Below are 25,215 nucleotides of genomic sequence, written 5' to 3'. Positions count from 1 at the left end.
CCTTACTTGGCGGCTTGCTTTTGGGCAAGGATGGTTTTGGCACGAGCGATGGCACGGCGAGTCTGACTCAACGTACCGGTGTTGCCGAGTTGTTGCGTGGCTTTTTGCATACGAAGGCCAAAGTGGGCTTTTTGCAGCGCTTTGATTTCATCTTTCACACCGGCAACGTCTTTTTGGCGCAATTCAGCAGCGTTCATTTCTTGTTTCTCCTGAATTATTGGCCAATCATGCGAGCCACAAAAGTGGTACGCAGGGGCAACTTGGCAGCGGCCAATTTGAAGGCTTCGCGGGCCAACTCTTCGGGCACGCCTACGATTTCGTAGAGCACCTTACCGGGTTGGATCTCGGCCACGTAGTACTCGGGGTTGCCTTTACCGTTACCCATACGCACTTCAGCAGGCTTCGTGGAGATCGGCTTGTCAGGGAACACACGAATCCAGATGCGACCACCACGTTTGACGTGACGGGAAATCGCACGGCGTGCGGCTTCGATCTGGCGGGCCGTCAAACGACCGCGATCTGTGGACTTCAGGCCGAAGTCACCGAACGCCACCGTGTTGCCACGGGTAGCGACGCCGGTGTTACGGCCTTTCTGTTCCTTGCGGAACTTTCTGCGAGCAGGTTGCAGCATGTTGTTACTCCTTATTGACCGTCAGCTGCTGCAGCTGGCGCGGCGACTGTGCGTACGCGCTTAACGGCGGGTTTGGCATCACCACCTGCACCGGCGGGCTTGTCGCTACCGTCAGTGGGGGCTGTGTTGGTGCCAGCGGGGCGACGTGGGCCACCACGACGATCACCTGTTGGGCGATCACCAGGACGGGCATCACGGCGTGGACCACGTGGGCGGCGCTCTTCTTCGGCACGTGGCTCGGCCAGTGCAGGAGCATCGTTGCGACCCAAGGTGTCGCCTTTGTAGACCCAGACCTTGACACCAATGATGCCGTAGGTGGTCTTGGCTTCGGAAGTGGCGTAGTCGATGTCAGCGCGCAGGGTGTGCAATGGCACACGGCCTTCGCGATACCACTCGGTACGCGCAATTTCGATACCGTTCAGACGGCCAGCCGACATGATCTTGATGCCCTGGGCACCCAGACGCATGGCGTTTTGCATGGCGCGCTTCATGGCGCGGCGGAACATGATCCGCTTTTCGAGCTGTTGCGTGATGCTGTCTGCGATCAGTTGGGCATCGATTTCAGGCTTGCGCACTTCTTCGATGTTGACTGCGACAGGCACGCCCAGACGAGCAGCGAGTTCTTTCTTGAGCAACTCGATGTCTTCGCCTTTCTTGCCGATCACCACGCCCGGACGAGCCGAGAAGATGGTGATGCGGGCGCTCTTGGCAGGACGCTCGATCAGCACGCGGGAAACCGCAGCGTTCTTGAGCTTGGCCTTGAGGTACTCACGCACCTTGATGTCTTCGGCCAGCATGCCGGCGAAGTCTTTGTTGCTCGCGTACCAGCGGCTTGCCCAGTTACGGCTAACAGCCAGGCGGAAACCGGTAGGATGGATTTTCTGTCCCATAGTTCTTCCTGATTAATTGCCGACCGTCACATACACATGGCATGTGGGCTTGCTGATGCGGTTGCCACGGCCTTTGGCGCGGGCGGTGAAACGCTTGAGCGTAGTGCCTTGTTCGACGTAGATGGTTTTCACCTTCAACTCGTCGATGTCGGCGCCGTCGTTGTGTTCAGCGTTGGCGATGGCGGACTCCAGAACCTTCTTGACGATGCCCGCAGCTTTTTTCTGCGTGAAGGTCAGGATGTTCAGAGCTTGATCCACTTTTTTACCGCGAATCAAATCGGCGACCAGGCGGCCTTTATCGACCGACAAACGGACGCCCCGGAGGACTGCACGTGTTTCCATGGTCTTTCCTTATTTCTTCTGGACTTTTTTGTCCGCAGGGTGACCCTTGAAGGTGCGGGTCAGTGCGAATTCGCCCAATTTGTGGCCAACCATCTGGTCGGTCACATACACAGGAACGTGTTGCTTGCCGTTGTGAACGGCGATGGTCAGACCGATGAAATCGGGCAGGACCATGGAGCGACGCGACCATGTCTTGACGGGCTTTTTATCTTTGGTGGCGACGGCTTTTTCAACCTTGGCCAACAAATGGTGGTCAACGAATGGACCCTTTTTGAGAGAGCGTGTCATTGTCTAACCCTTACTTCTTGCGACGCGACACGATCATGACCTGTGTGCGCTTGTTGTTACGGGTACGGTAGCCCTTGGTGAGGTTGCCCCACGGGTCTACTGCATGACGGCCTTCGCCGGTACGGCCTTCGCCACCACCGTGCGGGTGATCCACAGGGTTCATGGCCACGCCACGAACGGTCGGGCGGATACCCATCCAGCGCTTGACACCGGCCTTGCCCAATTGGCGCAGGCTGTGTTCTTCGTTGGCGACTTCACCGATGGTTGCACGGCACTCGATGTGGATCTTGCGAACTTCACCGGAGCGCATACGCACTTGAGCGTAGATGCCTTCACGAGCCAGCAGCGTTGCCGAAGCACCAGCCGAACGGGCGATCTGAGCACCGGCACCGGGCTTGAGCTCGATGCAATGGATGGTCGAACCCACTGGGATGTTGCGGATAGGCAATGTGTTGCCAGCGCGGATTGGCGCCTCTGGGCCCGACAACAGGGTTGCACCGGTTTCAATGCCACGAGGGGCAATGATGTAACGGCGCTCGCCATCGGCGTAGCACAGCAAAGCAATGTGCGCTGTACGGTTTGGATCGTACTCAATGCGCTCGACTTTCGCCGGGATTGCATCTTTGTTGCGCTTGAAATCGACCACGCGGTAGTGGTGCTTGTGACCACCGCCTTTGTGGCGAGTTGTGATGTGACCGTTGTTGTTACGGCCCGACTTCTGGTGCTGGGGTTCCAGCAACGGAGCGTAGCCTTCACCTTTGTGCAGGTGGTCACGGGTGACCTTCACCACGCCACGACGGCCTGGGGATGTCGGTTTGATCTTGATGACAGCCATGATTACGCAGCCTCCCCAGACAGGTTCAGCTCTTGACCTGGTTGCAGCGTGACATAAGCCTTGCGAATGTTGTCGCGACGGCCGATGGTCTTGCCAAAACGCTTGGTCTTGCCCTTGGTATTCACCACAGACACGCCTTTGACCTCGACCTTGAACATCAATTCCACAGCGGCTTTGATTTCAGGCTTGGTAGCGTCCTGCAGCACTTTGAATGTCACAGCGTTGGATTTTTCTGCAACCATGGTGGCCTTTTCGGACACGATGGGCGCAACCAGCACGGACATCAGACGACCTTCGTCAAACTTCACGGCGCTCATGCAAACATCTCCTTGAGTTTGTCCATGGCACCTTTGGTCACGAGGACTTTCTTGAAGTTCACCAAAGACACGGGATCGGCGTAACGTGGCTCAACAATCAGGATGTTGATCAGGTTGCGCGATGCCAGGTACAGGTTCTCGTCGACTTCGTCAGCGATCACCAGCACGTTGTCGAGACTCATGGCCTTGAACTTGGCAGCGAGCTGCTTTGTTTTAGGCGTTTCGACTTTGAAGGAATCCACCACAGCCAGACGGCCTTCGCGAGCCAACTGAGAGAAGATCGAAGCCATACCGGCGCGGTACATCTTTTTGTTGATCTTCTGGGTGAAGTTTTCGTCGGGCATGTTCGGGAAAATCCGACCACCGCCACGCCACAAAGGCGAGGAAGTCATACCAGCACGAGCGCGACCAGTGCCTTTTTGTTTAAAAGGCTTCTTGGTGGAGTGGTGAACTTGTTCACGGTCCTTTTGGGCTCGGGTGCCTTGACGGGCGTTTGCCTGATAAGCCACCACGATTTGGTGGATCAGGGCTTCGTTGTATTCACGACCGAACACGGTTTCGGGCGCATCCACTTTGGAAGCGGCTTGACCTTGGTCGTTCAGGAGTTCGAGCTGCATCAGATCGCTCCTTTAGCTTTGATGGCGGGACGCACGGTCACAAAACCACCTTTGGAACCAGGAATGGCACCCTTGACCATCAACAGGCCACGGGCTTCGTCAACGCGGATGACGGCCAGGTTCTGGGTGGTGCAAGTCACATCACCGAGGTGACCCGACATTTTTTTGCCAGGGAACACGCGGCCAGGATCCTGCGCCATCGAAATCGAACCAGGCACATTGTGCGAACGGCTGTTACCGTGCGATGCGCGCTGCGATTTGAAGTTGTGACGCTTGATCGTGCCGGTGAAGCCTTTACCAATGGAAGTGCCTTGCACGTCCACTTTCTGGCCCACTGCAAACACGGCAGCCACGGGCACAGTTGCGCCTGCGGCGTACTGGGCAGCCGTGTCGGCGGTCACGCGGAATTCTTGAATGATTTCACCGGCTTCAACACCGGCTTTGGCCAAGTGACCAGCGATAGGCTTGGTCACGCGCGATGCCTTGCGGGCACCAAATGTCACTTGCAAAGCGACATAGCCATCGTTCTCTTGGGTTTTGACCTGGGATACGCGGTTGTTAGACACATCCAGCACTGTGACAGGAACGGAATCCCCATCATCAGTGAACAGACGCATCATGCCCACCTTGCGACCCAGCAACCCGAGGGAGTTGCTCAGACTCATTGTTTTCTCCAAAACTTTCACCGAGGCCACTTCAATTGGCAGCCTCGTTTGGTGTGTGAAAGACTGTTAATAAATCTCACCCCAAAAGAGGTGAGCCTGAAATTATAGCCCGACTCGCCATTTCTGGCAAATCAGGCCTTATTTCAAGTTTTTGGATGGCCTTTCAGCCACCCCAAACCGCATCACTGCAGCTTGATTTCGACGTCCACGCCAGCGGGCAGATCGAGTTTCATCAAGGCGTCCACAGTTTTGTCTGTAGGGTCCACGATGTCCATCAAACGCTGGTGCGTGCGGATTTCCAACTGGTCACGGCTGGTCTTGTTGACGTGCGGTGAACGCAGGATGTCAAAACGCTTCATGCGTGTTGGCAAAGGCACTGGGCCCTTGACAATCGCGCCGGTGCGCTTGGCAGTGTCAACGATCTCGGCAGCGGACTGGTCGATCAATTTGTAGTCAAACGCCTTCAGGCGAATGCGGATTTTTTGCTTGGATGACATGTCAATTCCTTGTGGTGAGTGTTTGCTTGCTGCAGCGCAAAGGCTAGGCCTTTGCGCCACCGATCCACAAAAGAATTAAGCGATGATCTTGGCAACGACGCCAGCGCCAACCGTGCGGCCACCTTCGCGGATGGCGAAGCGCAAGCCTTCTTCCATCGCAATGGGGTTGATCAACTTCACAGTGATCGACACGTTGTCACCAGGCATCACCATCTCTTTGCCTTCTGGCAACTCGATCGCACCGGTCACGTCCGTTGTACGGAAGTAGAACTGAGGACGGTAGTTGTTGAAGAAAGGCGTGTGACGGCCACCTTCGTCTTTGGACAAGACATAGATCTCGCCCGTGAAGTGGGTGTGGGGCTTGATCGAGCCGGGCTTGCACAGCACTTGGCCGCGCTCGACGTCTTCGCGCTTGGTGCCGCGCAACAAGATGCCGACGTTGTCGCCCGCTTGGCCTTGGTCCAGCAGCTTGCGGAACATCTCAACGCCTGTGCAAGTGGTCTTGACCGTGTCTTTGATACCGACGATTTCGATTTCTTCGCCGACTTTGACGATACCGCGCTCGATACGGCCGGTCACCACAGTGCCGCGACCAGAGATCGAGAACACGTCTTCCACGGGCATCAAGAATGCGCCGTCCACTGCGCGGTCAGGCGTGGGGATGTAAGTGTCCAAAGCAGCAGCCAGCTTCATGATGGCTTCTTCGCCCAGAGGGCCTTTGTCGCCTTCGAGGGCCAGCTTGGCGGAACCTTGGATGATCGGTGTGTCGTCGCCTGGGAAGTCGTACTTGGACAACAACTCACGCACTTCCATTTCGACCAGCTCCAACAACTCAGCGTCGTCGACCATGTCGCACTTGTTCAGGAACACGATGATGTAAGGCACGCCAACTTGACGGGCCAACAAGATGTGCTCACGGGTCTGAGGCATAGGGCCGTCAGCAGCGGAGCAAACCAAGATAGCGCCGTCCATCTGAGCCGCGCCAGTGATCATGTTCTTCACATAGTCAGCGTGGCCGGGGCAGTCCACGTGCGCGTAGTGACGGTTTTCAGTCTCGTACTCAACGTGCGCGGTGTTGATCGTGATACCACGGGCTTTTTCTTCGGGAGCAGCGTCGATCTGGTCATACGCCTTGGCTGCACCGCCGAACTTGGCTGCCAACACGGTGGTGATGGCGGCTGTCAGTGTAGTTTTGCCGTGGTCAACGTGACCGATGGTGCCCACGTTCACGTGGGGTTTGGTCCGTTCGAATTTTTCTTTAGCCATTTTTCATCCTTAAAAAGAGCAATGCCCGTGTGTTGGTTTAATGTTTGCATCAGGTTGCTTGATCACTCCGCACGGGCACAGAGTGGCACTTGATCGCAGACAGTTTTTTTCAGTTCGGCGTTGAGCGTCCGGAGTTCAGCGACGAATTCACGCTGGACGCAGCACGCCTAACGCACAAGCTCACTTGGCGCGTGCGGCCACAATGGCTTCCGCCACGTTACGCGGAGCTTCCGCATAGTGCTTGAATTCCATCGTGTAGGTTGCACGGCCTTGCGACATGGAGCGCAATGTGGTCGAGTAGCCGAACATTTCGGACAATGGCACTTCGGCCTTGATGGCCTTGCCGCCACCGACCATGTCGTCCATGCCCTGGACCATGCCACGGCGTGAGGACAAGTCGCCCATCACGTTACCAGCGTAGTCTTCAGGTGTCTCAACTTCCACAGCCATCATCGGCTCCAGAATCACGGGCTGGGCTTTGCGGCAACCTTCTTTGAAACCAAAGATGGCGGCCATCTTGAAGGCCATTTCGTTCGAGTCCACATCGTGGTACGAACCGAAGTGCAGTGTGACTTTGACGTCGACCACGGGGTAGCCTGCCAACACGCCTTGGCCCAAAGCTTCGATCACGCCTTTTTCCACTGCAGGGATGTATTCGCGAGGAACCACACCGCCCTTGATGGCGTCAACGAACTCAAAGCCCTTGCCTGGCTCCTGTGGCTCGACCTTCAGAACCACGTGGCCGTACTGACCCTTACCACCGGACTGGCGCACGAACTTGCCTTCGGCTTCGTCCACGGTCTTGCGGATGGTTTCGCGGTAAGCCACTTGAGGCTTGCCGACGTTGGCTTCCACACCGAATTCACGCTTCATGCGGTCCACGATGATTTCCAGGTGCAATTCGCCCTGACCACCGATGATAGTCTGGCCCGACTCTTCGTCGGTTTGCACGCGGAACGATGGATCTTCGGCAGCCAAACGGGACAAAGCGATGCCCATTTTTTCCTGGTCAGCTTTGGTCTTAGGCTCAACGGCTTGGCGGATCACGGAGTCAGGGAACACCATGCGCTCCAAAGTGATCACGTCGTTGGGATCGCACAGGGTTTCACCGGTGGTCACGTCTTTCAAGCCTACGCAAGCGGCGATATCGCCGGCGCGGATCTCGTCAACTTCTTCACGGTTGTTGGCGTGCATCTGAACGATACGGCCAATGCGCTCTTTCTTGCCACGCACCGAGTTGAACACGGTGTCGCCTTTTTTCAGCACGCCGGAGTAAACACGCACGAAAGTCAGCTGACCCACGAACGGATCGGTCATCAATTTGAACGCCAATGCCGAGAACTTCTCGTTGTCATCGGCCTTGCGGGTGATTTCTTTTTCGTCTTCGTCAAAGCCCTTGATGGCTTTCACGTCCAAAGGCGAAGGCATCAGCTCGAGCACGGCATCCAGCATGCGCTGAACGCCTTTGTTCTTGAACGCTGTACCGCACAACATGGGCTGGATTTCGCTGTTGATGGTGCGAATGCGCAGGCCTTGCGTGATTTCTTCTTCGGTCAAGTCACCTTCTTCGAGGTACTTGTTCATCAGGTCTTCAGACGCCTCAGCAGCGGCTTCGACCATCTTCTCGCGCCACTCTTTGGCCACCTCGACCAAGTCAGCGGGAATTTCTTCGAAGGTGAACTTCATGCCCTGGGAAGCTTCGTCCCAGATGATGGCTTTCATCTTGCGCAGATCGACCACGCCGGTGAAGTTTTCTTCAGCGCCGATTGGGATCACGATTGGCACTGGGTTGGCCTTCAGGCGCAACTTCATCTGCTCCACGACTTTGAAGAAGTTGGCACCGGTACGGTCCATCTTGTTCACAAAAGCCAGACGTGGCACTTTGTACTTGTTCGCCTGACGCCACACGGTTTCAGACTGAGGCTGCACGCCGCCCACAGCACAGTAAACCATGCAAGCGCCGTCCAAAACACGCATGGAGCGCTCAACTTCAATCGTGAAGTCGACGTGGCCGGGGGTGTCGATGATGTTGATGCGGTGGTCTTCGAAAGAGCCGTCCATGCCCTTCCAGAAGCAGGTGGTGGCAGCCGAAGTGATCGTGATGCCACGCTCTTGCTCTTGCTCCATCCAGTCCATGGTGGCAGCGCCGTCGTGCACTTCACCAATCTTGTGGTTCACGCCGGTGTAAAACAAGATACGTTCGGTCGTGGTGGTCTTGCCAGCGTCAATGTGCGCCGAAATACCAATGTTGCGATAACGCTCGATGGGGGTGATGCGAGCCATAAATTTCTCCAATGATTAAGTACCAAAGCCCGCCACCCCTTGTGGGGCCAGCGGGCTGGCTTCTGACAGTGTCGGACTTCTTTGTGAAGTCCTTGTGAATCAGAAGCGGAAGTGCGAGAACGCCTTGTTGGCTTCGGCCATGCGGTGAACTTCGTCACGCTTTTTCATGGCACCACCACGGCCTTCGTTGGCCTCGAGCAATTCGTTGGCCAAACGCAGGGCCATCGACTTCTCACCGCGCTTGCGTGCGGCTTCTTTGATCCAGCGCATCGACAGGGCCAAGCGACGAACAGGGCGCACTTCAACAGGCACCTGGTAGTTCGCACCACCCACGCGGCGGGATTTCACTTCCACCATGGGTTTGACGTTGTTGATGGCGATGGAGAAGAGTTCCACAGGGTCTTTGCCTGTCTTCTTTTCCATGTTTTCGAGGGCACCGTAAATGATGCGCTCGGCGACGGCTTTCTTGCCGCCTTCCATGATCACGTTCATGAACTTGGACAACTCGACATTACCGAACTTGGGATCCGGCAGGATTTCACGTTTAGGGACTTCGCGACGACGTGGCATATTTCACCTCATATTGCTTCAGTTGGCATCTTTTCAGACACCGCGAGCGTTATTCAAAACAACTCACTTACTCGACCCACCTGGACAATTCCGGGCTTGGGGTCACTTCGCTGAATCACCGCGCCACGCGGGAAACAGCACCGAAATTTCAACCCGTAAGGGTTTACTTGGCCTTTGGCTTCTTCGCACCGTACTTGGAGCGCGACTGCTTGCGGTCTTTCACGCCTTGCAAGTCCAAAGAACCGCGCACGATGTGGTAACGCACACCTGGCAAGTCCTTGACACGACCACCGCGCACCAGAACAACAGAGTGTTCTTGCAGGTTGTGGCCTTCACCGCCGATGTAGGAGATGACCTCAAAACCGTTGGTCAAGCGCACTTTGGCAACTTTACGCAGAGCGGAGTTAGGCTTTTTAGGCGTTGTGGTGTACACACGGGTGCAGACACCACGACGCTGTGGAGAGTTTTGCATCGCAGGGCTTTTGGACTTGATCGTTTCGACCTCGCGCCCCTGACGCACCAATTGATTGATGGTTGGCATTGTTTGTAACGTCCCTAAACGTTGAATTTAGACAAAAGAAACTTCCCCGCCCCAAAAGCGGAAAAGCCCGCCAGTATAACCGGCTGACGGGCTTGTGGCAAGTTACCCACAGTTTGGCGAAATTCCAACCGGGCCTTCACTTGATCCACAGGCGCAAAGCATCCCAGGCACGACCCAAAACGCCAGCTTGCTCCACCGACTCCAGCACCATCAAAGGCACCTCAAACAAAGCTTGCTCGCCTTGAAGCACTTTCAAACTGCCAACGACTTGGCCCTTGTTGAAAGGGGCCACCAGCGGATCTGGGCGCAGCACCTGCGTTTTGAGTTGAGCCACACTGCCCGCAGGCACAGCCACCACAAGAGGGCGCACCGACCCAAGTTTGAGTACCGCAGACTGACCTTTCCAGACAGGCGGTGTGACGATGGCCTGATTGGCCTCGAACAATTTGACCGCATCAAATGCGGTGTAACCCCAGTTGAGCAGTTTTTGGCTTTCGTTGGCACGGGCATTTTCACTCTCAGCACCCAAAACCACGCTCAACAATCGTCGCGTACCGACGTTGGGAAACTCACGCTTGGCGGAGGCCACCAGGCAATACCCGGCCGCTTGGGTATGTCCTGTTTTCAGACCATCGACGGTGGGATCGCGAAACAACAACAGATTTCGGTTGGTATCGTTGGCGGCAGGCGTACCGGCATAACGGAACTTCTTGATCGCGTAGTAAGGCACATAATCCGGGAAGTCGCGCATCAATCGTGTGGCCAGCAAGGCCAAATCACGTGCCGTTGTCGTATGACCGGGCACGGTCAAACCCTCGGGGTTTTTATAGGCCGTGTTGTTCATGCCCAACATCTTGGCTTGATCATTCATGAGCTGAACAAAGCGCTCGACCGTGCCGCCCACCCCTTCAGCCAACGCCACGGTCGCGTCATTGCCCGATTGCACAATCATGCCCTTGATCAGGTCTTCCACGGGCACCTTCATCTTGGGGTCAATGAACATGCGCGAACCCGGCATTTTCCAGGCACGCTCAGACACCGCCAAGGTTTGTTTGAGGTCGAGTTTGCGACTCTTCAAGGCATCAAACACCAAGTAGGCAGTCATCAACTTGGTCAGCGATGCAGGCTCTACGGCCATGTCGGGATCTTTGGCCGCCAGCACCTGATTGGCCGTCACGTCCATCAACAAATAGGCTTTGACGGCCATTTCCGGTGGATGCGGCATTTGGGCCTGGACCCCCAAAATGGTTGCCAGGGACAAAATGGCCACCAGATTTTTAAAAAAGCTCTTCATATTGACTTGTACCTTGGTAAATGGGGCTGCGATGAACACCCTGAGCCAGCACACACACGGAATTCAGTGGGCCGTGCAAGCCCTGCGATCAGGCCGTCAAATGGCGCACAACCAAGGCTTTGAGCAATGGCAATTGCCCGTGAAAGAAATGTCCCACGCCGGGAATAACCGTCACGGGCAATGACTGCGGACGAGCCCAATCCATGACGCTGTCCAAGGAGACCGTATCGTCTTGCTCGCCATGCAGCACCAGGCTGGCCAGATGCACATCGGGTGGCAGCGGCGCAACACTGAAGCGCGATGCAGCCGTCCCCACCAAGACCAGTTTTTCGGGCAAGCGTTCAACGCCCAGCGTCTGAACCACATGACTCGTGACAAATGCGCCGAATGAAAACCCGGCCAAGGACAACGACCCCTTGGGGGCCACTTGCGAAATCACTTTCAACATGTCGTTCGCCTCGCCTAGCCCCTCATCGTAGGATCCGGCACTGGCACCTACACCCCTGAAATTAAACCGAACAGCCCGCCAACCGCATTGGACAAAGGCGCGAGCCAAGGTTTGCACCACCTTGTTTTGCATGGTGCCGCCAAACAAAGGATGCGGGTGTGCAATCACGGCGGTGCCACGGGTCACGCCGCCGACAGGCTCATCCAGCAAGGCCTCAATCAGTCCTGCATCGCCTTGCAAGCTCAACATCTGGGTGGCCGAGTTCATCAGCGCCCCATATTTTCGGGTGTAACCAGCCGCTGCACGATCTGCCCATTCTTCAAATGCGACTCGACAATCTCATCGATGTCGGTCTGATCCACATAGGTATACCAAACACCCTCGGGATAGACGACGGCGACAGGCCCACCAGCACAACGGTCCAGACACCCTGCTTTGTTGACGCGCACGCCTTGGGGGCCCGCCAAGCCCAAAGCTTTGACCTGAGCCTTGCAGTGGTCAAAAGCGGCTTGTGGATTGTGCTGCGCACAACAAGCTTCGTTGTTTTTGCGCTCGTTCAGGCAAAAAAAGATATGCCGCTTGAAATAAAGTGAATTGTTTTCGATGCTCATGCCCGAATTTTAGGCCCGACGCCTTTTACGCTGAATGCAAAGGGCTCGACCCAGACAACTTGCGCACCAGGTAAATGAACAACGCATAAGGCCACAGCCATCCCAGCCACTGGATGAGGCCATGAAAACGAATGAACCGGCCTTGCTCCCAAGTCTGCAAGGTCAACGCAAAATACACATCGGCGGAGGCGTTGTTGAGCAAGCTCAACTGCAGCACCAAGGCAGCCAAGGCCAGTACCCAGCACAATCGCGGTGGGCTCCACACCAACCCGGCCGCCAAGACAGCCGCCAACAGGAGCCCCCTGAACACTTCGGGACTGACCCAATCCCAAGCATGGGCTGGCCCATAGGTCAATGCGGCAGAAAGGGCGCTGGCCAGCAAGCCCAAAAGCAAGCAGCCACCCGCCACCGCCCATCGTTGCGCCGTGCGTCGCACCACGCCATACGCCAACAAACAGGGCAACAGCACGCCCAATGTCACGCAAACCGTTTCGGTCATGGGCAGCAAAGGCTGCAACTCCACCTCGCGCACCGGCCACCACTCCAGCCAAGGTGTGTCTTGCAACAGTTCCGTGAACGCCGCCTCCAGCCGCTCAAACACCTGCCCCAAGCCAAAGGGCACAGGCGCGGGAAATAACAAGCCCAAGGGCCACAAGGCGAGCAATGCCAATGCGCCGCTGGCCTCGACACCAAACCAACGGTCCCGAAATCGGCCCCATCGGTCCATCATGCCTGCCCACGCCAACCCCCGCGCCACCACGGCCCCGGCCATGGCACCACAGACATTCAAGGCAGCATCGACATTGGAGGGCACGCGCACAGGCAACAACATTTGCAGCGACTCCATCAGCAGCGAGAGACCTGCAGCCGTCAAAACCACCCACACAAGAGGCGAATGGCGACGGTTTGTCCGATAAAACGCCAAGGCCTGCAAAAAACCCAATGGGGCATAACCCAGCACGTTCGATAAGACATCGAAACCCGTCCAGTAGCGCGGCCACGGCGCTGTCAAGAACGACCAAGGCGCGATCCCCTGAAAACGCCAATTGTCAAACGGATACAGACTGGCGTACACGATCAAGGTCGCATAGATCCAGAACAAAGGCCAAGCTGCGGTGTTGCGCGTGTTCAGGGTGCGCATGCCAAATGCCCGACCTTAAAAAGGCTTGACCACAACCAAGATGACGGCCAGCAACATCATGAGGACAGGCGCTTCGTTGAACCAACGAAACCAGACATGGCTGCGCTGCATTTGACCGGTTTCAAACCGACGCAACAAAGCACCGCAACTGTGGTGATAGCCCAGCAAAGCCAGCACAATCAACAACTTGGCGTGCATCCAGCCTTGGCCGCCACCCATGCCAATGCCGTGATAAAGCCAAAGCCACAAACCCAGCGCGAGTGCAGGTACCGCCAGAATCGTCATGAAGCGGTACAACTTGCGGGCCATCAAGATCAGCCTGGCCCGTTCGGCCGTTGAGTCAGAAGGGACCATGGCCAAATTGACGTAAATGCGGGGCAAGTAAAACAGCCCGGCAAACCAGCTGGCGACGAAAACGATGTGAAGGGCTTTGATCCAGAGCATGGCTTGAGTGTAGTCAGACTCATTGGCAAATGGGCACATGCGATCACACGCGCAAAAAAAACCCCCGGCTTGAAGCCGAGGGCAGGAAGCCTTTTTGCTGTCACACATCAAGGCACCCGCTCAGGGAGGAAAAGCGGGAGGCAGAATCTGCCCACCTAGAATTTATCAAATATCAAAACCGATATCAAGATAGATTTGAGTTTTTGCGTGATTTATTCGGTAAATTTCTCATTTTATGATTTTCATGAGTTCATTTTCCGCAGGCGAGACACGCCATGGCGACCCTGCGCCTTTGGCTTAACGCACGACTTCAGGCACAATTTTCCGCATGAACCCCGTTGCCCCCTTCCCCTCCAGCCGCCCACGACGCCTTCGCCGTGACGAATTCACCCGCAACCTGGTGCGTGAACACCAGGTCACGCCGCACGACCTGATCTACCCAGTGTTTGTGCTGGACGGTCAGAACCAGCGCCAAGCCGTGGGCTCCATGCCCGGCGTCGAGCGCCTGTCGCTCGACCTGCTGCTGCCCGTGGCCGAAGACTGCGTCAAGCTCGGCATCCCGGTCATGGCGCTGTTCCCGGTGATCGACGCCAGCCTGAAAGACCCCACAGGCAGCGAAGCCATGAACCCCGACGGCCTGGTGCCCCGCGTGGTGCGCGAGCTGAAAAAACGCTTTCCCGAACTGGGCGTGATGACCGACGTGGCGCTGGACCCCTTCACCAGCCACGGCCAGGACGGCCTGCTGGACGAGACCGGCTACATCTTGAACGACGAAACCACCGCCGTGCTGGTGCAGCAGGCCCTGACGCAAGCCCAAGCCGGCGTCGACATGGTGGCCCCCAGCGACATGATGGACGGCCGCATCGGCGCGATCCGCCAGGCGCTCGAAGCCCGTGGCCTGATCCACACCCGCATCATGGCCTACAGCGCCAAGTACGCCAGCGCCTTTTATGGCCCCTTCCGCGATGCGGTCGGCTCGGCCGGCAACTTGGGCAAGAGCAACAAAAAGGTCTACCAGATGGACCCCGGCAACAGCGACGAAGCCCTGCGCGAAGTCGCCATGGACCTGGCCGAAGGCGCCGACATGGTCATGGTCAAGCCCGGCATGCCCTATCTGGACATCGTGCGCCGCGTGAAAGACGAGTTCAAGGTGCCGACCTTCGCCTACCAGGTGTCGGGCGAATACGCCATGCTCAAAGCCGCCGCGCAAAACGGCTGGCTGGACCACGATTTGGTGATGATGGAAAGCCTGCTGGCCTTCAAGCGCGCCGGGGCCGATGGCGTGCTGACCTACTTCGCCCGCGACGCCGCCCGCCTGATCCGACAGGGCTGAGCCGCCCCATGCGGGTTTTCAGCATTTCGGGCGTGCAGGTGCACGCCGCACTGGCGCTGCCGGACCAGCTGCCGCAGACCGGCTATGTCTGGATCGCCTGCTCACGCGAGGCGTTCCGGGCAGAACTGGAGGCCATCCAGCACAGCCTGGAAAAGCTCACCGGCCAAACACTGGTGGACTTGCACGTCTCGGACCTGCTCAACGCCCAACTGCCCTCGCGTTTTGACTACAGCTCGCACTACGACCTGATGGTGTTCAGGCGGCTGGCCCAGCGCCCGGATGGCGCAGACGCCCGGCCCGACAACGGCCTGAACCTGCAAACCGGCAAACGCCCCGGCCCGCCGGTGCTGCACCGCATCGACACCAGCCCGGTCGGCTTTGCGGTGTTTGACCGGGTGCTGCTGAGCGTGCACCCGGCCGACTGCGCCGTGCGCGAAGCCTATGCCGCCCGCCTGCTGGCCAGCACGCAGGCCCACGACGCAGCCGACCCGCGCTCTGCCGGGGCGCGTGGCGTGCCCCACAGCCCGGCCGACATGATGCTGCGCATCGTCAGCCACATGGTCGATGGTTATCTGGACTTGCGCCGTGAACTGAGCCGCCAGCTCGACCATTGGCAAGCCGAACTGCTGCACCCGCGCACGCGCTTTAGCCGCTGGGACGCGCTGCTGCATGCCCGGCTGGCGCTGCACCAGCTCGAAGCCCTGTGCGACGACCAGCACACCGCCATGCAAAGCTGGACCGAAGCCCTCGACAGCTGGCGCGTTGGCGCAGACAGCGCCGCCCAGCGCGAACACGAACTGCTCAAAATCCGCAGCCGCGATGTGCTGGAGCACATCGACCGGGTGGTGCAGCATGTGCGCCGTCTGGAGCACAACACCGAAACGGCGGTGCAAATGCACTTCAACGTGCAGGGTAACCGCACCAACGACATCATGCGCACCCTGACGGCGCTGACCGCCATTTTTTTGCCACTGAACCTGATCGCCGGCATTTTCGGCATGAACTTCGAGTTCATGCCTTGGCTGCACAAGGTCTCAGCTTTCTGGTGGACGCTGGGCAGCATGGGCAGCATCGCGCTGGTCATGGGGCTGGTGTTTTGGCGCAAGCGTTATCTGGCGCGAACCAGCGAATAAGCGCTGGCGAGCGTCATTGGTTGACAGCGAACCCCCACTCGCGCATGGAAGTTCGCCACACAGACCTGTTTGGGCACGCACGCTGATACGGGCGTCGAATACAGGGGCATCCTCCCACACGAGAAGACAGCCCCTGAGAAAAGGGCATTTCAGCCCAGATGTTGCGCAAAAAATGTCAGTGTGCGCTCACGGGCCAATTGCGCCGAAGGGGCATGCCAGGCCCCGCGCTGATCGCAGTTGAAGCCGTGGTGCGCCGCATAAGTGAACACCTGCACTTGCGGGTGTGCTTTCTTGAAAGCCTCTACGGAATCGAGCGGAATCCACTTGTCTTCGTCGGCAAAATGCGCCATCACGGGCACCCGGGGCTGGCGGGCGATTTCGGCTTCGGTCGTCACACCGCCGCCGTAATAGGGGGCCGCTGCACTCAGACCGGTCAACGTGCAGGCTGCGCGCCAGGTCAGCAAACCGCCCCAGCAATACCCCACGATGCCCACTTTGCCGCCCGACACCTTTGCAGCATGGTCAATCGCGGACTGGATGTCCTGCATCACGCCGGGCGCAGGCAAAGCCTCCACCGCTGTTTTGTAGCCAAAGCCTTCACCCATGTCAGCCTCGGAATAACCCAACTCCACCCCGGACTTGACCCGGTGAAAGGCCGCCGGTGCCACAGCCACATAGCCCTCGGCGGCATAGCCATCGGCCACGCTGCGCATGTGGCTGTTGACGCCAAAAATCTCCTGAATCACCACCACCGCGCCCTTGGGCGTGCCTGCGGGGCGCGCTTCGTAAGCGGGCACCAGAGTGCCATCAGCAGCTTTCAATTCGATCATCATGCCCATTTGAATCTCCTCGTTGGTCAAACACTTCACTGCGTCAAGGCCCGCTCGACAAAATCGAGTCGGTCCTGGCCCCAAAAAATTTCGCCATCCACGACATAACTGGGGGCACCAAACACCCCGGCATCGATGGCCGCCTGGGTGCAGGTCTCATAGCGCTCCTGCACCGCCTGGTTGTGCGATTGTTCAAGCAAGGTGGCGGGCAAATTTTGTTCTTGCAGCAATTCGGCCAGCACCTTGTCATCGGCCATGTTGCGTTCCTGCGCCCAGCAAGCCGCCAAAATCGCACCTGCGATCTGCATGGCCGCCTGCGGGCCTTGGGCCAGATCGGCGGCAATGATCAGGCGCGCAGCGTCATCGCCGCCGACCGGAAAGTACTTGGGCTTGAGGTTCAAAGGCACATTCAGGTGCCGACTGAAACGCGCAAGCTCCACGAGGCGATAAGCCTGGCGCTGCGGCGCACGCTGGCCCAAGGGCAAGCCGCCAGAAATCGGGAACACCTTGCCGCCCAAATCCATCGGCATCACCCGAACCTTGGCCCCGGTGCGCTGCACGATCTCCACCAGGCGCTGATGGCCCAAATAGGCCCAGGGGCTCTGGGGGGCGAGGTAATAGTCCACTGTGCGACCCATGCTGTCTCCTTGTGTGTTGTGTAATCGTTGAACAAAACAGCGGTTTTAACCGCAGTCCGGAATTTTTGCAGGAGATACGTGATGAACAAGGTCTTGTTGGTGACCGGTGGCAGCCGGGGTATCGGGGCCGCCACCGCCCTTTTGGCCGCCCAAAATGGCTGGTCGGTGGCTGTGAACTACACCGCCAACTCGCTGGCCGCCGACGAGGTGGTGCGACAGATCCGCGCCTCGGGGGGGCAAGCCATGTCGGTTCAAGCCGATGTGGCCGACGAAGTGCAAGTGCTGCGCATGTTCGAACACATCGATGCCAAATTCGGCCGCCTGAGTGGCTTGGTGAACAACGCGGGTGTGGTGGACGTCACCGCTCGCGTGGACGAGATGAGCGTGGCCCGCTGGAAGCGCATGTTCGACATCAACGTGATCGGCAGCCTGATCTGCGCCCGCGAAGCCGTGCGCCGCATGAGCACAAAACACGGCGGCGAAGGCGGCAGCATCGTCAACGTGTCGAGCGCCGCAGCGCGCCTGGGCGCACCCGGTCAATATGTGGACTACGCCGCCGCCAAAGGCGCAATCGATGCCTTCACCATCGGACTGTCCAAAGAGGTCGCAAGCGAGGGCATCCGCGTCAACGCCGTGCGCCCGGGCTTGATCGAGACCGATATCCACGCATCGGGCGGCTTGCCCAACCGCGTGAGAGACCTGCAACACCTGGTACCTGCGCAGCGCGGCGGCACCGCCGAAGAAGTGGCCCAAGGCATTGTCTGGCTGCTGTCGGACAATGCCAGCTACACCACCATGAGCTTTCTGGACATCTCGGGAGGCCGCTGATGGCGCAAATCAAGTATTACTGGGAAGACATGACGGTCGGCGAGGTGCGGGACATGGGCTGCATCACGCCCACCCGCGAAGAAATCATCGCCTTTGCCACCCAATTCGACCCTCAGCCCTTTCACCTGGACGACGAAGCGGCCAAAGCCTCGGTATTTGGTGCCTTATCGGCCAGCGGTTGGCATACCTGCGCCATGGCCATGCGGCTGATGGTGACCAACTTTTTGCACGAAACCTCCAGCCTGGGCTCACCCGGCATCGAAGGCCTCAAATGGCTCAAACCCGTTTACCCAAACGACACCTTGCGCCTGCAAAGCACGGTGTTGGAGACCAAACCCATGAGCAAGCGTCCCGACGTGGGCATGACGCGCAACCTGTGGGAAATGTTCAACCAGCACGGCGACAAGGTCCTGCACATGGAAGGCTGGAGCATGTTCCGCCGACGCACGCCAGCTACCTGAAGCGGGGCACAATGCGCCGATGGACTTCAAACCGCTCATCACCCTGCTGGCCATCGTCAACCCTTTGGCCATCGTCCCGTTTTTCATCCACTACACCCAAGGCTTCAGCCGCGCACAGCGCCAGCGCACCATTTGGGTGTCATCGACCTCCGCCTTCATCGTGATCGCCGCCAGCGCCCTGCTGGGCCTGCAAATTCTGGAATTTTTTGGCATCTCACTGGCCAGCTTTCAGGTCGGTGGCGGCATGCTGCTGCTCACATCGGCCCTGTCGATGCTGAATGCGCAACCCGCCGAAGCCCGCGCCAACGCCGACGAAGTGCACGACGCCGAAGCCAAAGCGGCCGTAGGCGCCAGCATCGCCGTGGTGCCCCTGACCATCCCGCTGCTGACCGGGCCGGCCACCATGTCCACCGTGGTGATCTATGCCGAAAAAGCCAAGAATTTCGCCCAACTGGGCACCTTGGTTGGCTACGGTGTGGTCATTGCCCTGGCCACGGCGCTGTGCTTTTCACTGGCCACCCCGATTGCCCGCATCCTGGGCAAAACCGGCATCAACGTCATGACCCGCCTGATGGGCTTGATCCTGGCGGCCCTGGCGGTCGAGGTGATGGCCGACGGGCTGCACAAGTTGTTTCCGGTGTTGGCGCGGGGGGTTTGAGCCCTTCAAGGCACAATCCAAACATGCACAAAGACGCCTTAATCACCCTGCTCCAGCAACGCCTGCCCGGTCTGCTGGCGGTCTATGCTTTTGGCAGTCGCATACAGAATCAAGGGCAATCTGCGCGCTCTGACAGCGACCTCGATCTGGCTGTTTTGCTCGAAGGCTATGGGGACCCTGTGACGCTTTTTGGCCTGTCCGGCCCACTGGCCGACATCGCAGGATGCCCGGTGGATTTGCTGGACATTCGTGCAGCGTCCACCGTCATGCAATACCAAATTCTGACCCTGGGCACCGCCTGGTGGCGCAAGGATGTCCGGGCTGGCTTGTTTGAAGCGGCCATGCTCAGCGAAAAAATGGCGCTCAACGAAGCCCGATCCGGGTTGATCGGCGATGTGACGCAAAGAGGAAGCGTGTATGGCCGATGACGTTTTGCTGAACAAAGCCGCCACCATTGAACGCTGCGTCGCCCGAGCTCGCGATGAGTTCAATGCCGATCCCGAAACCTTTGCCACCAACTTAACACGTCAAGACGCGGCCATTTTGAACATCCAGCGTGCATGCGAAGCGGCGCTCGACATGGGCCATCACATCATCCGTCGGGAAAGTCTGGGCCTGCCGCAAAGCTCACGCGATGTCTTTGCGCTGCTGGCCAACGCAAACTGGCTCGACCCCGAACTGGCGGAGTCCATGAAACACATGGTGGGCTTCCGAAACATTGCCGTCCACGAATACCAGACCCTGCAATTGCCCATCACGGTCAACATCATCCAGTTGCATCTGGACGAGTTTCTGGTCTTTTCACGTCAGATGCTGCTGAAAGACCACCATCCGGGCTGACCACAGACGCTGCTATCCCAACGCCCGCATCACCGACGGCACGATCAGTTTGTGCACAGGTGCCACCGGCAGCATGTACAAGCGGTGCATCATGCCGTCGTTGCCCAACGATAAAAGTAGAAATCATCTTCCTTAACCCAACCCATGTCGCTGTACAAAGACTGGGCGGAAAGGTTAGTGACTGCGGTTGACAGCGTCAAACGCACAGCACCCACGGTTTTCGCGAACTCGATGGCTGCTGAAATCAAAGCGCGACCCACGCCATTTCTGCGTCCTTGTTCATTCACATACAAGTCATTCAACACAAATATTCGCGCTAAGGACACTGAGGAAAATGAGGGATATAGCTGGGTAAAACCCACAGGTATGCCGTCTTGAGAAGCCAGAAAAATAACCGACTCTCCGTGGTTAAACCGGTCAAGCAAAAACCGCCTGGCTGCCACTGGATCACTGGTTTGCCCGTAAAACTGTCGATATCCGTCCATCAACTCAACCAAGGCATCCAAATCTGCCAACGTAGCTTGTCTTGTCACGGTGCTTTTCATGTTTGCCCTTGTATGAAATCTTTTAAAGTTGGACCAAGCAATTGATCCAGCGCACGCCGTCTTTGGGCGAAGCAAAAGTCCCCGCGCTGCGGCTCGCCCAGCTCGGCCACCACCACATCGCCCTCCAACAACGTCGGACGCATGGAGCCCGACGGGATTGGGTTCCAGTCGGCCACGGCCAAGCGAAAAGCCGCCAAAACAGCACAGGAACAGGATGAAACTGCGGTTGTCTTTGAGCCAAAATTTCATGGGCGTGCCTCTTGAATGACAGGCCCATAGAATACTTATTTATTCAATAAAAGCCCATGCAAGCCCTGAATTTTTCACAAGTCCAGACCCTGGCTTTTGCAGGTGGCGGCAACCGTTGCTGGTGGCAGGCCGGTCTGCTGACGCAGTTGCAGGCGTACGGTGCACGCTTGCCCGCCTCACTGGTTGGCACCAGCGCAGGGGCTGCAATTGCCGCATCGTTTTTGGCGGGCAGCACCAGCACGGCGCTGCAGGCCTGCCAGCGTCTGTATGCCGCCAACGCCCAACTGTTTGACTGGCGCGGCCTGACACGCCTGCAATTGAACTTTGCCCATCAAACGGTTTACCCCGCCTGGCTGGCTCATTTCGTCAATGAAGGTCATTTCAAAGCCATTCAATCCGCCCCCAGCCGCTTGCTGGTGGCTGTGACGCGACCGGCCCGCGCGCTGGGTCTGGCAGGCAGCGTGGCCGCAGGCACTTTGGCCTATCTGGTGGACAAACAACTGTTTCACAACATCCACCCGGCCCTGCCCCGGTTTCTGGGTTTGAAACAGGCGTTCTTCGCGTTGCAAGACTGCACCACCGCCCAAGAAGCCCAAACCACGCTGAGAGCCGCAGCCGCAGCACCGCCCTTCATGTCCGGTGTCCATCTGCAAGGTGAATGGGCTTTTGACGGCGGCTACACCGACAACGCGCCGATCCCGGCTCAGACAACGTCAGAAAAAGCATCCACCCTGGTCTTGCTGACGCGCCACTACCCTGGCAAACCGACACTGTTTCAGGCACACGGGCGCATCTACTGGCAACCCAGCCACAAAGTGCCCGTGTCCACATGGGACTGCCGGCGAGGCACCACGGTGGAAGATGCTTTCGCACTCGGGCAAGAAGATGCCCAACGGGTGCTGGCTGATGGCCTGATCCATCTCGACGGTTGACGCGCTGCGCTCACCCCCCAAACCCGCTGCCCAGTCCCTGCCTCAAACGCGCCACCAGCGCCGTTACGGCCCGGGGCACATGTGGCGCATACGGGCGGATGGCGTAAATGGTTTCGGCAAACGCGCCTACGGGTTTCCAATCGGGCAGCACACGCACCAAATGACCCTTGCGCAACTCGGTCTGGGCGCTGAAGTCGGGCATGAGGGCGATGCCTGCGCCCGCCAATGCGGCTTCGCGCAGGGCCTCGCTGTTGTTGGCGGCGAAGTTGCCACTCACGGGCACGGTGATGCGCTCGCCAGCGATGGACGGCTGGCGTGGCTCAAACGTCCAGGCCGGGGTGTCTTGCGAGCGGGGGTAGTGCAGGCAGTTGTGCCCCTGCAGCTCGGCAGGGGTCTGCGGCTCTCCGTGTTTGCGCAAATAAGCGCGGGTCGCCACCAGCACCGATTCGGTGTCGCACAGCGCCCAGGCCACATGGGTGTCGGGCGGGCGGGCGGTGTGGCGAATCGCCAGGTCATAGCCTTCGGTGGCCAAGGTGCTCAGGCGGTCGGACAGGTCCAGCTCGATCCGCACGTCGGGATAGTCTTTGAGGAAATCGGCCAACAAGGGCACGAGTTGCTGGCGCGCAAAGGCCACCGGGGCCGTCACCCGCAACAAGCCACTGGGCTGTTCGGCCAAATCGCGCACTTGGGCGAAGCTTTGCTCGATTTGCTCGAACGAGGCACGGGTCTCGTCCACCAGCCGCTGGCCCGCCTCGGTCAGGCGCAGGCTGCGGGTAGTGCGCTGCACCAAGGTCACTTTGGCCGCACGCTCCAGCTCGGCAATGCGCTGGCTCATAGCGGCCTTGCTCACGCCCAAGCGGGCGGCAGCCGCCGTGTAGCTGCCCTGCTGCGCCAGCACGCTCAGCCAGTGCAGGTGGGTCCAGAGGGTGTTGATTTTTTGCTCTTCCATCCGAGTATTGTTCATTATTTTGAACAATCAATTCAGCTTTAAAGGCTTGTGGGGCATGGCGGGGGTGCCTACACTGCAATGCGCAATGTAGGAGCCCACCCTGTGGGCGATTCCCAGATGAGTAGTCGATCAAAGAATCGCCCACAGGGTGGGCTCCTACAAAAGACAAATCCACGAGCAACCGGCGCAAGCCACAAGGAGTCCCCCATGAGCACTTCCAACATCGGTCATTTCATTGGCGGCCAAGTCGCCGCAGGCGCTTCGGGCCGCAGCCAGCCTGTGACCAACCCCGCCACCGGTGCCGTGACCGGCAATGTGGCCTTGGCCAACAGTGCCGAAGTCGCCAAAGCCGTGGCCGCTGCGCAAGCCGCTTTCCCTGCCTGGGCCGACACACCCCCACTGCGCCGCGCCCGCGTGATGTTCAAGTTTCTCGAACTGCTGAACACCCACAAGGACGAATTGGCCCACATGATCACCGCCGAACACGGCAAGGTGTTCACCGACGCGCAAGGCGAGGTTTCGCGCGGCATCGACATCGTGGAATTTGCCACCGGCATCCCGCAGCTGCTCAAGGGCGACTTCACCGACCAAGTGTCCACCGGCATCGACAACTGGACGCTGCGCCAACCTCTGGGCGTGGTCGCGGGCATCACGCCCTTCAACTTCCCCGTCATGGTGCCCATGTGGATGTTCCCGGTGGCGATTGCGGCGGGCAACACCTTCATCTTGAAACCCAGCCCGACCGACCCGACGCCTTCGTTGTTCATGGCCGAGTTGCTGAAAAAAGCGGGCTTGCCGGACGGCGTGTTCAACGTGTTGCAGGGCGACAAAGAAGCCGTGGACGCGCTGCTGGAGCACCCCGACGTGAAAGCCATCAGCTTTGTGGGCTCCACACCGATTGCCAACTACATCTACGAAACCGGCGCTCACCACGGCAAGCGCGTGCAAGCCTTGGGCGGCGCGAAGAACCACTTGGTGGTCATGCCCGACGCCGACATCGACCAGACCGTGGACGCGCTGATCGGCGCTGGCTACGGCTCGGCTGGCGAGCGTTGCATGGCGATCAGCGTGGCGGTGTTGGTGGGTGATGTGGCCGACAAGATCTTGCCCAAGCTGATCGAGCGCACCAAGGCGCTGCAAGTGCTGAACGGCGAAAACCTGGCCGCCGAAATGGGCCCCATCGTGACCGACGCGGCGCGTCAGCGCATCAAGGGCTACATCAACGCGGGCGTGGCCGAAGGCGCGAAGCTCTTGGTCGATGGCCGCGAATTTGACGGTGCAAAGGCCGGTGCCGGTTGCGAGCAAGGTTTTTGGCTGGGCGGCACGCTGTTTGACAACGTGACCACCGACATGAAGATCTACAAAGAAGAAATCTTTGGCCCGGTCTTAAGCTGCGTGCGCGTGCCCGACTTTGCGACTGCGGTGCAAATCATCAACGACCACGAATTCGGCAACGGCGTGAGCTGCTTCACCCGCGACGGCAACGTGGCCCGCGAATTCAGCCGCCGCATTCAGGTGGGCATGGTCGGCATCAACGTGCCCATCCCGGTGCCCATGGCCTGGCACGGCTTTGGCGGCTGGAAGCGCTCGCTGTTTGGCGACATGCACGCCTATGGCGAAGAAGGCGTGCGGTTCTACACCAAGCAAAAGTCCATCATGCAGCGCTGGCCTGAGAGCATTGGCAAGGGGGCTGAGTTTGTGATGCCTACTGCCAAGTAATCATCACATCTTGCAAGTGGGCCTCGTTGCGCTTCGGCGTGGCGAGGCCTTTTCTTTGGCTTCTTGCGTAGCGGGTCGGATCTAGAGAAGTGTTCAGCGCTCACGAAAGCGAACGCGCATGCCGAGCTGTTGCTATGGCGACTTGCTTGAAGGACTCGTTTCGACCCAAAGCGGTCTTCACGGTGAACCAGCCCCTGACTCAGATACAGCGATAGCGGTCGGTCGTATCCGACAGTAACTTCTTGGCTTCAACTCAGAAGCAGGCACTCGAACTCAGTAGTCACTGCTTCGTCCGCTGACCGGTTTAATCTGATCAGCTGACAGTTGCAAAGCTCTGGATCGCTTCGAGGTGATGACGATCCTTTTATATTGGCGAGATGGCTAATACTGACTCAAAGCGGTCGTGCCACCATCCTAAAT

Annotated in this window: 33 protein-coding genes; 9 read left to right on the top strand and 24 right to left on the bottom strand. The window is 58.5% G+C overall.

Features of this window, described 5'->3' with window-relative positions:
- Positions 1 to 2 precede the first annotated feature (2 nt).
- The 19 genes from rpmC to B9Z47_RS01685 all read right to left on the bottom strand — a co-directional run bounded on the left by rpmC (position 3) and on the right by B9Z47_RS01685 (position 13,680).
- Positions 3 to 197, bottom strand: coding sequence for a 50S ribosomal protein L29 (gene rpmC / locus B9Z47_RS01775; RefSeq protein ID WP_053172813.1), 195 nt, complete (start codon positions 195 to 197; stop codon positions 3 to 5).
- A 17-nt stretch (positions 198 to 214) separates the two neighbouring features.
- Entirely contained in the window at positions 215 to 631 is a 417-nt protein-coding gene (rplP, locus tag B9Z47_RS01770; RefSeq protein WP_019426900.1) for a 50S ribosomal protein L16, read from the bottom strand.
- Positions 632 to 642: 11 nt separating this feature from the next.
- Complete coding sequence (rpsC, locus tag B9Z47_RS01765) at positions 643 to 1,521, bottom strand: 30S ribosomal protein S3 (protein WP_100120206.1); 879 nt, start codon at positions 1,519 to 1,521, stop codon at positions 643 to 645.
- A 12-nt stretch (positions 1,522 to 1,533) separates the two neighbouring features.
- Positions 1,534 to 1,863: a 50S ribosomal protein L22 gene (gene rplV, locus B9Z47_RS01760; protein ID WP_019426902.1), complete on the bottom strand. Its 330-nt coding sequence runs from the start codon at positions 1,861 to 1,863 to the stop codon at positions 1,534 to 1,536.
- 9 nt (positions 1,864 to 1,872) lie between these two features.
- Positions 1,873 to 2,151: a 30S ribosomal protein S19 gene (gene rpsS / locus B9Z47_RS01755; protein ID WP_007847809.1), complete on the bottom strand. Its 279-nt coding sequence runs from the start codon at positions 2,149 to 2,151 to the stop codon at positions 1,873 to 1,875.
- Between the two features lie 10 nt (positions 2,152 to 2,161).
- Complete coding sequence (gene rplB / locus B9Z47_RS01750) at positions 2,162 to 2,986, bottom strand: 50S ribosomal protein L2 (RefSeq protein WP_100120207.1); 825 nt, start codon at positions 2,984 to 2,986, stop codon at positions 2,162 to 2,164.
- A gap of 2 nt (positions 2,987 to 2,988) precedes the next feature.
- Positions 2,989 to 3,303 carry a 50S ribosomal protein L23 gene (rplW, locus tag B9Z47_RS01745; protein WP_019429300.1) on the bottom strand — a complete coding sequence of 105 codons (315 nt, stop codon included), beginning with the start codon at positions 3,301 to 3,303 and terminating at the stop codon, positions 2,989 to 2,991.
- Positions 3,300 to 3,920, bottom strand: a complete 621-nt coding sequence (gene rplD, locus B9Z47_RS01740) for a 50S ribosomal protein L4 (RefSeq protein ID WP_019426906.1) — start codon at positions 3,918 to 3,920, stop codon at positions 3,300 to 3,302. The genes rplW and rplD overlap by 4 nt, the downstream gene beginning before the upstream one ends.
- Positions 3,920 to 4,585, bottom strand: a complete 666-nt coding sequence (rplC, locus tag B9Z47_RS01735; protein WP_100172793.1) for a 50S ribosomal protein L3 — start codon at positions 4,583 to 4,585, stop codon at positions 3,920 to 3,922. The genes rplD and rplC overlap by 1 nt, the downstream gene beginning before the upstream one ends.
- A gap of 182 nt (positions 4,586 to 4,767) precedes the next feature.
- Positions 4,768 to 5,082: a 30S ribosomal protein S10 gene (gene rpsJ / locus B9Z47_RS01730; protein ID WP_019426908.1), complete on the bottom strand. Its 315-nt coding sequence runs from the start codon at positions 5,080 to 5,082 to the stop codon at positions 4,768 to 4,770.
- 75 nt (positions 5,083 to 5,157) lie between these two features.
- On the bottom strand, positions 5,158 to 6,348 hold the full coding sequence (gene tuf, locus B9Z47_RS01725) for an elongation factor Tu (protein ID WP_100174243.1): 1,191 nt from the start codon (positions 6,346 to 6,348) through the stop codon (positions 5,158 to 5,160).
- Positions 6,349 to 6,528: 180 nt separating this feature from the next.
- Positions 6,529 to 8,631: an elongation factor G gene (gene fusA / locus B9Z47_RS01720; protein WP_108329525.1), complete on the bottom strand. Its 2,103-nt coding sequence runs from the start codon at positions 8,629 to 8,631 to the stop codon at positions 6,529 to 6,531.
- Positions 8,632 to 8,730: 99 nt separating this feature from the next.
- Positions 8,731 to 9,201, bottom strand: coding sequence for a 30S ribosomal protein S7 (gene rpsG, locus B9Z47_RS01715; protein WP_019426275.1), 471 nt, complete (start codon positions 9,199 to 9,201; stop codon positions 8,731 to 8,733).
- 163 nt (positions 9,202 to 9,364) lie between these two features.
- On the bottom strand, positions 9,365 to 9,742 hold the full coding sequence (rpsL, locus tag B9Z47_RS01710) for a 30S ribosomal protein S12 (RefSeq protein ID WP_011466063.1): 378 nt from the start codon (positions 9,740 to 9,742) through the stop codon (positions 9,365 to 9,367).
- 136 nt (positions 9,743 to 9,878) lie between these two features.
- Complete coding sequence (locus B9Z47_RS01705) at positions 9,879 to 11,036, bottom strand: D-alanyl-D-alanine carboxypeptidase family protein (protein WP_108329524.1); 1,158 nt, start codon at positions 11,034 to 11,036, stop codon at positions 9,879 to 9,881.
- Between the two features lie 88 nt (positions 11,037 to 11,124).
- The gene (locus tag B9Z47_RS01700) at positions 11,125 to 11,751 is read right to left on the bottom strand and encodes an alpha/beta hydrolase (protein WP_108329523.1); all 627 of its coding nucleotides are present in this window, start codon (positions 11,749 to 11,751) and stop codon (positions 11,125 to 11,127) included.
- Positions 11,751 to 12,095 carry a ferredoxin gene (locus tag B9Z47_RS01695; RefSeq protein WP_108329522.1) on the bottom strand — a complete coding sequence of 115 codons (345 nt, stop codon included), beginning with the start codon at positions 12,093 to 12,095 and terminating at the stop codon, positions 11,751 to 11,753. Before B9Z47_RS01695 ends, B9Z47_RS01700 begins: the two co-directional genes overlap by 1 nt.
- 25 nt (positions 12,096 to 12,120) lie before the next feature.
- Positions 12,121 to 13,236 (bottom strand): VanZ family protein, encoded by a 1,116-nt coding sequence (locus tag B9Z47_RS01690; RefSeq protein WP_108329521.1) that lies wholly within the window; start codon positions 13,234 to 13,236, stop codon positions 12,121 to 12,123.
- 15 nt (positions 13,237 to 13,251) lie between these two features.
- A complete protein-coding gene (locus B9Z47_RS01685; protein WP_108330029.1) occupies positions 13,252 to 13,680 on the bottom strand; it encodes a CopD family protein in 429 nt (142 codons plus the stop codon).
- A gap of 328 nt (positions 13,681 to 14,008) precedes the next feature.
- On the opposite strand from B9Z47_RS01685, the gene hemB reads away from it, so the two are divergent.
- A complete protein-coding gene (gene hemB / locus B9Z47_RS01680) occupies positions 14,009 to 15,013 on the top strand; it encodes a porphobilinogen synthase (RefSeq protein WP_108329520.1) in 1,005 nt (334 codons plus the stop codon).
- Positions 15,014 to 15,021: 8 nt separating this feature from the next.
- Positions 15,022 to 16,146 (top strand): magnesium transporter CorA family protein, encoded by a 1,125-nt coding sequence (locus B9Z47_RS01675; RefSeq protein WP_108329519.1) that lies wholly within the window; start codon positions 15,022 to 15,024, stop codon positions 16,144 to 16,146.
- Positions 16,147 to 16,295: 149 nt separating this feature from the next.
- Here B9Z47_RS01675 and B9Z47_RS01670 read toward each other — a convergent pair whose 3' ends face one another.
- Positions 16,296 to 16,985, bottom strand: a complete 690-nt coding sequence (locus B9Z47_RS01670) for a dienelactone hydrolase family protein (protein WP_108330028.1) — start codon at positions 16,983 to 16,985, stop codon at positions 16,296 to 16,298.
- A 26-nt stretch (positions 16,986 to 17,011) separates the two neighbouring features.
- Positions 17,012 to 17,614: a 2-hydroxychromene-2-carboxylate isomerase gene (locus B9Z47_RS01665; protein WP_108329518.1), complete on the bottom strand. Its 603-nt coding sequence runs from the start codon at positions 17,612 to 17,614 to the stop codon at positions 17,012 to 17,014.
- A gap of 81 nt (positions 17,615 to 17,695) precedes the next feature.
- Between B9Z47_RS01665 and B9Z47_RS01660 the strand changes: the two genes are divergently transcribed.
- Genes B9Z47_RS01660 through B9Z47_RS01640 form a run of 5 tightly spaced genes read left to right on the top strand, consistent with a single transcriptional unit; the run spans position 17,696 to position 20,401 of the window.
- A complete protein-coding gene (locus tag B9Z47_RS01660) occupies positions 17,696 to 18,442 on the top strand; it encodes an SDR family oxidoreductase (protein WP_108329517.1) in 747 nt (248 codons plus the stop codon).
- Positions 18,442 to 18,903: a MaoC family dehydratase gene (locus tag B9Z47_RS01655; protein WP_108329516.1), complete on the top strand. Its 462-nt coding sequence runs from the start codon at positions 18,442 to 18,444 to the stop codon at positions 18,901 to 18,903. The genes B9Z47_RS01660 and B9Z47_RS01655 overlap by 1 nt, the downstream gene beginning before the upstream one ends.
- Before the next feature lie 19 nt (positions 18,904 to 18,922).
- Positions 18,923 to 19,561, top strand: a complete 639-nt coding sequence (locus B9Z47_RS01650) for a MarC family protein (RefSeq protein ID WP_108329515.1) — start codon at positions 18,923 to 18,925, stop codon at positions 19,559 to 19,561.
- A gap of 23 nt (positions 19,562 to 19,584) precedes the next feature.
- Complete coding sequence (locus B9Z47_RS01645; RefSeq protein WP_108329514.1) at positions 19,585 to 19,989, top strand: nucleotidyltransferase domain-containing protein; 405 nt, start codon at positions 19,585 to 19,587, stop codon at positions 19,987 to 19,989.
- The gene (locus tag B9Z47_RS01640; RefSeq protein ID WP_108329513.1) at positions 19,979 to 20,401 is read left to right on the top strand and encodes a DUF86 domain-containing protein; all 423 of its coding nucleotides are present in this window, start codon (positions 19,979 to 19,981) and stop codon (positions 20,399 to 20,401) included. Before B9Z47_RS01645 ends, B9Z47_RS01640 begins: the two co-directional genes overlap by 11 nt.
- Before the next feature lie 89 nt (positions 20,402 to 20,490).
- On the opposite strand, the gene B9Z47_RS01635 is transcribed toward B9Z47_RS01640, so the two are convergent.
- Both B9Z47_RS01635 and B9Z47_RS01630 read right to left on the bottom strand, forming a co-directional pair.
- A complete protein-coding gene (locus B9Z47_RS01635; protein WP_108329512.1) occupies positions 20,491 to 20,946 on the bottom strand; it encodes a GNAT family N-acetyltransferase in 456 nt (151 codons plus the stop codon).
- On the bottom strand, positions 20,943 to 21,122 hold the full coding sequence (locus B9Z47_RS01630) for a hypothetical protein (protein WP_369911703.1): 180 nt from the start codon (positions 21,120 to 21,122) through the stop codon (positions 20,943 to 20,945). Before B9Z47_RS01630 ends, B9Z47_RS01635 begins: the two co-directional genes overlap by 4 nt.
- Positions 21,123 to 21,251: 129 nt before the next feature.
- Here B9Z47_RS01630 and B9Z47_RS01625 point away from each other — a divergent pair, with 129 nt between their 5' ends.
- Complete coding sequence (locus B9Z47_RS01625) at positions 21,252 to 22,127, top strand: patatin-like phospholipase family protein (protein WP_108329511.1); 876 nt, start codon at positions 21,252 to 21,254, stop codon at positions 22,125 to 22,127.
- Between the two features lie 10 nt (positions 22,128 to 22,137).
- Here the strand turns inward: B9Z47_RS01625 and B9Z47_RS01620 are convergent, their stop codons facing one another.
- The gene (locus B9Z47_RS01620) at positions 22,138 to 23,076 is read right to left on the bottom strand and encodes a LysR family transcriptional regulator (protein WP_108329510.1); all 939 of its coding nucleotides are present in this window, start codon (positions 23,074 to 23,076) and stop codon (positions 22,138 to 22,140) included.
- A gap of 207 nt (positions 23,077 to 23,283) precedes the next feature.
- Between B9Z47_RS01620 and B9Z47_RS01615 the strand changes: the two genes are divergently transcribed.
- Positions 23,284 to 24,795: a CoA-acylating methylmalonate-semialdehyde dehydrogenase gene (locus tag B9Z47_RS01615; RefSeq protein ID WP_108329509.1), complete on the top strand. Its 1,512-nt coding sequence runs from the start codon at positions 23,284 to 23,286 to the stop codon at positions 24,793 to 24,795.
- Positions 24,796 to 25,215: the final 420 nt, after the last annotated feature.

This window comes from Limnohabitans sp. 2KL-1 (genome assembly GCF_003063435.1).
In the GTDB taxonomy this organism is placed as follows: domain Bacteria; phylum Pseudomonadota; class Gammaproteobacteria; order Burkholderiales; family Burkholderiaceae_C; genus Limnohabitans_A.
This window is presented reverse-complemented; position numbering and strand designations above follow the sequence as displayed.

Coding starts and splice junctions, on each gene's coding strand:
- rplD (WP_019426906.1), bottom strand. CDS start 3,920: ATGCAGCTCGAACTCCTGAACGACCAAGGTCAAGCCGCTTCCAAAGTG.
- rplC (WP_100172793.1), bottom strand. CDS start 4,585: ATGAGTCTGAGCAACTCCCTCGGGTTGCTGGGTCGCAAGGTGGGCATG.
- tuf (WP_100174243.1), bottom strand. CDS start 6,348: ATGGCTAAAGAAAAATTCGAACGGACCAAACCCCACGTGAACGTGGGC.
- B9Z47_RS01700 (WP_108329523.1), bottom strand. CDS start 11,751: ATGAACTCGGCCACCCAGATGTTGAGCTTGCAAGGCGATGCAGGACTG.
- rpsJ (WP_019426908.1), bottom strand. CDS start 5,082: ATGTCATCCAAGCAAAAAATCCGCATTCGCCTGAAGGCGTTTGACTAC.
- rpsC (WP_100120206.1), bottom strand. CDS start 1,521: ATGGGACAGAAAATCCATCCTACCGGTTTCCGCCTGGCTGTTAGCCGT.
- B9Z47_RS01615 (WP_108329509.1), top strand. CDS start 23,284: ATGAGCACTTCCAACATCGGTCATTTCATTGGCGGCCAAGTCGCCGCA.
- B9Z47_RS01640 (WP_108329513.1), top strand. CDS start 19,979: ATGGCCGATGACGTTTTGCTGAACAAAGCCGCCACCATTGAACGCTGC.
- rpsL (WP_011466063.1), bottom strand. CDS start 9,742: ATGCCAACCATCAATCAATTGGTGCGTCAGGGGCGCGAGGTCGAAACG.
- B9Z47_RS01685 (WP_108330029.1), bottom strand. CDS start 13,680: ATGCTCTGGATCAAAGCCCTTCACATCGTTTTCGTCGCCAGCTGGTTT.
- B9Z47_RS01655 (WP_108329516.1), top strand. CDS start 18,442: ATGGCGCAAATCAAGTATTACTGGGAAGACATGACGGTCGGCGAGGTG.
- rpsG (WP_019426275.1), bottom strand. CDS start 9,201: ATGCCACGTCGTCGCGAAGTCCCTAAACGTGAAATCCTGCCGGATCCC.
- rplV (WP_019426902.1), bottom strand. CDS start 1,863: ATGGAAACACGTGCAGTCCTCCGGGGCGTCCGTTTGTCGGTCGATAAA.
- rplW (WP_019429300.1), bottom strand. CDS start 3,303: ATGAGCGCCGTGAAGTTTGACGAAGGTCGTCTGATGTCCGTGCTGGTT.
- B9Z47_RS01695 (WP_108329522.1), bottom strand. CDS start 12,095: ATGAGCATCGAAAACAATTCACTTTATTTCAAGCGGCATATCTTTTTT.
- B9Z47_RS01675 (WP_108329519.1), top strand. CDS start 15,022: ATGCGGGTTTTCAGCATTTCGGGCGTGCAGGTGCACGCCGCACTGGCG.
- B9Z47_RS01660 (WP_108329517.1), top strand. CDS start 17,696: ATGAACAAGGTCTTGTTGGTGACCGGTGGCAGCCGGGGTATCGGGGCC.
- B9Z47_RS01665 (WP_108329518.1), bottom strand. CDS start 17,614: ATGGGTCGCACAGTGGACTATTACCTCGCCCCCCAGAGCCCCTGGGCC.
- B9Z47_RS01645 (WP_108329514.1), top strand. CDS start 19,585: ATGCACAAAGACGCCTTAATCACCCTGCTCCAGCAACGCCTGCCCGGT.
- rpsS (WP_007847809.1), bottom strand. CDS start 2,151: ATGACACGCTCTCTCAAAAAGGGTCCATTCGTTGACCACCATTTGTTG.
- B9Z47_RS01690 (WP_108329521.1), bottom strand. CDS start 13,236: ATGCGCACCCTGAACACGCGCAACACCGCAGCTTGGCCTTTGTTCTGG.
- B9Z47_RS01650 (WP_108329515.1), top strand. CDS start 18,923: ATGGACTTCAAACCGCTCATCACCCTGCTGGCCATCGTCAACCCTTTG.
- rplP (WP_019426900.1), bottom strand. CDS start 631: ATGCTGCAACCTGCTCGCAGAAAGTTCCGCAAGGAACAGAAAGGCCGT.
- B9Z47_RS01635 (WP_108329512.1), bottom strand. CDS start 20,946: ATGAAAAGCACCGTGACAAGACAAGCTACGTTGGCAGATTTGGATGCC.
- rpmC (WP_053172813.1), bottom strand. CDS start 197: ATGAACGCTGCTGAATTGCGCCAAAAAGACGTTGCCGGTGTGAAAGAT.
- B9Z47_RS01705 (WP_108329524.1), bottom strand. CDS start 11,036: ATGAAGAGCTTTTTTAAAAATCTGGTGGCCATTTTGTCCCTGGCAACC.
- B9Z47_RS01620 (WP_108329510.1), bottom strand. CDS start 23,076: ATGGAAGAGCAAAAAATCAACACCCTCTGGACCCACCTGCACTGGCTG.
- B9Z47_RS01625 (WP_108329511.1), top strand. CDS start 21,252: ATGCAAGCCCTGAATTTTTCACAAGTCCAGACCCTGGCTTTTGCAGGT.
- B9Z47_RS01670 (WP_108330028.1), bottom strand. CDS start 16,985: ATGGGCATGATGATCGAATTGAAAGCTGCTGATGGCACTCTGGTGCCC.
- hemB (WP_108329520.1), top strand. CDS start 14,009: ATGAACCCCGTTGCCCCCTTCCCCTCCAGCCGCCCACGACGCCTTCGC.
- fusA (WP_108329525.1), bottom strand. CDS start 8,631: ATGGCTCGCATCACCCCCATCGAGCGTTATCGCAACATTGGTATTTCG.
- rplB (WP_100120207.1), bottom strand. CDS start 2,986: ATGGCTGTCATCAAGATCAAACCGACATCCCCAGGCCGTCGTGGCGTG.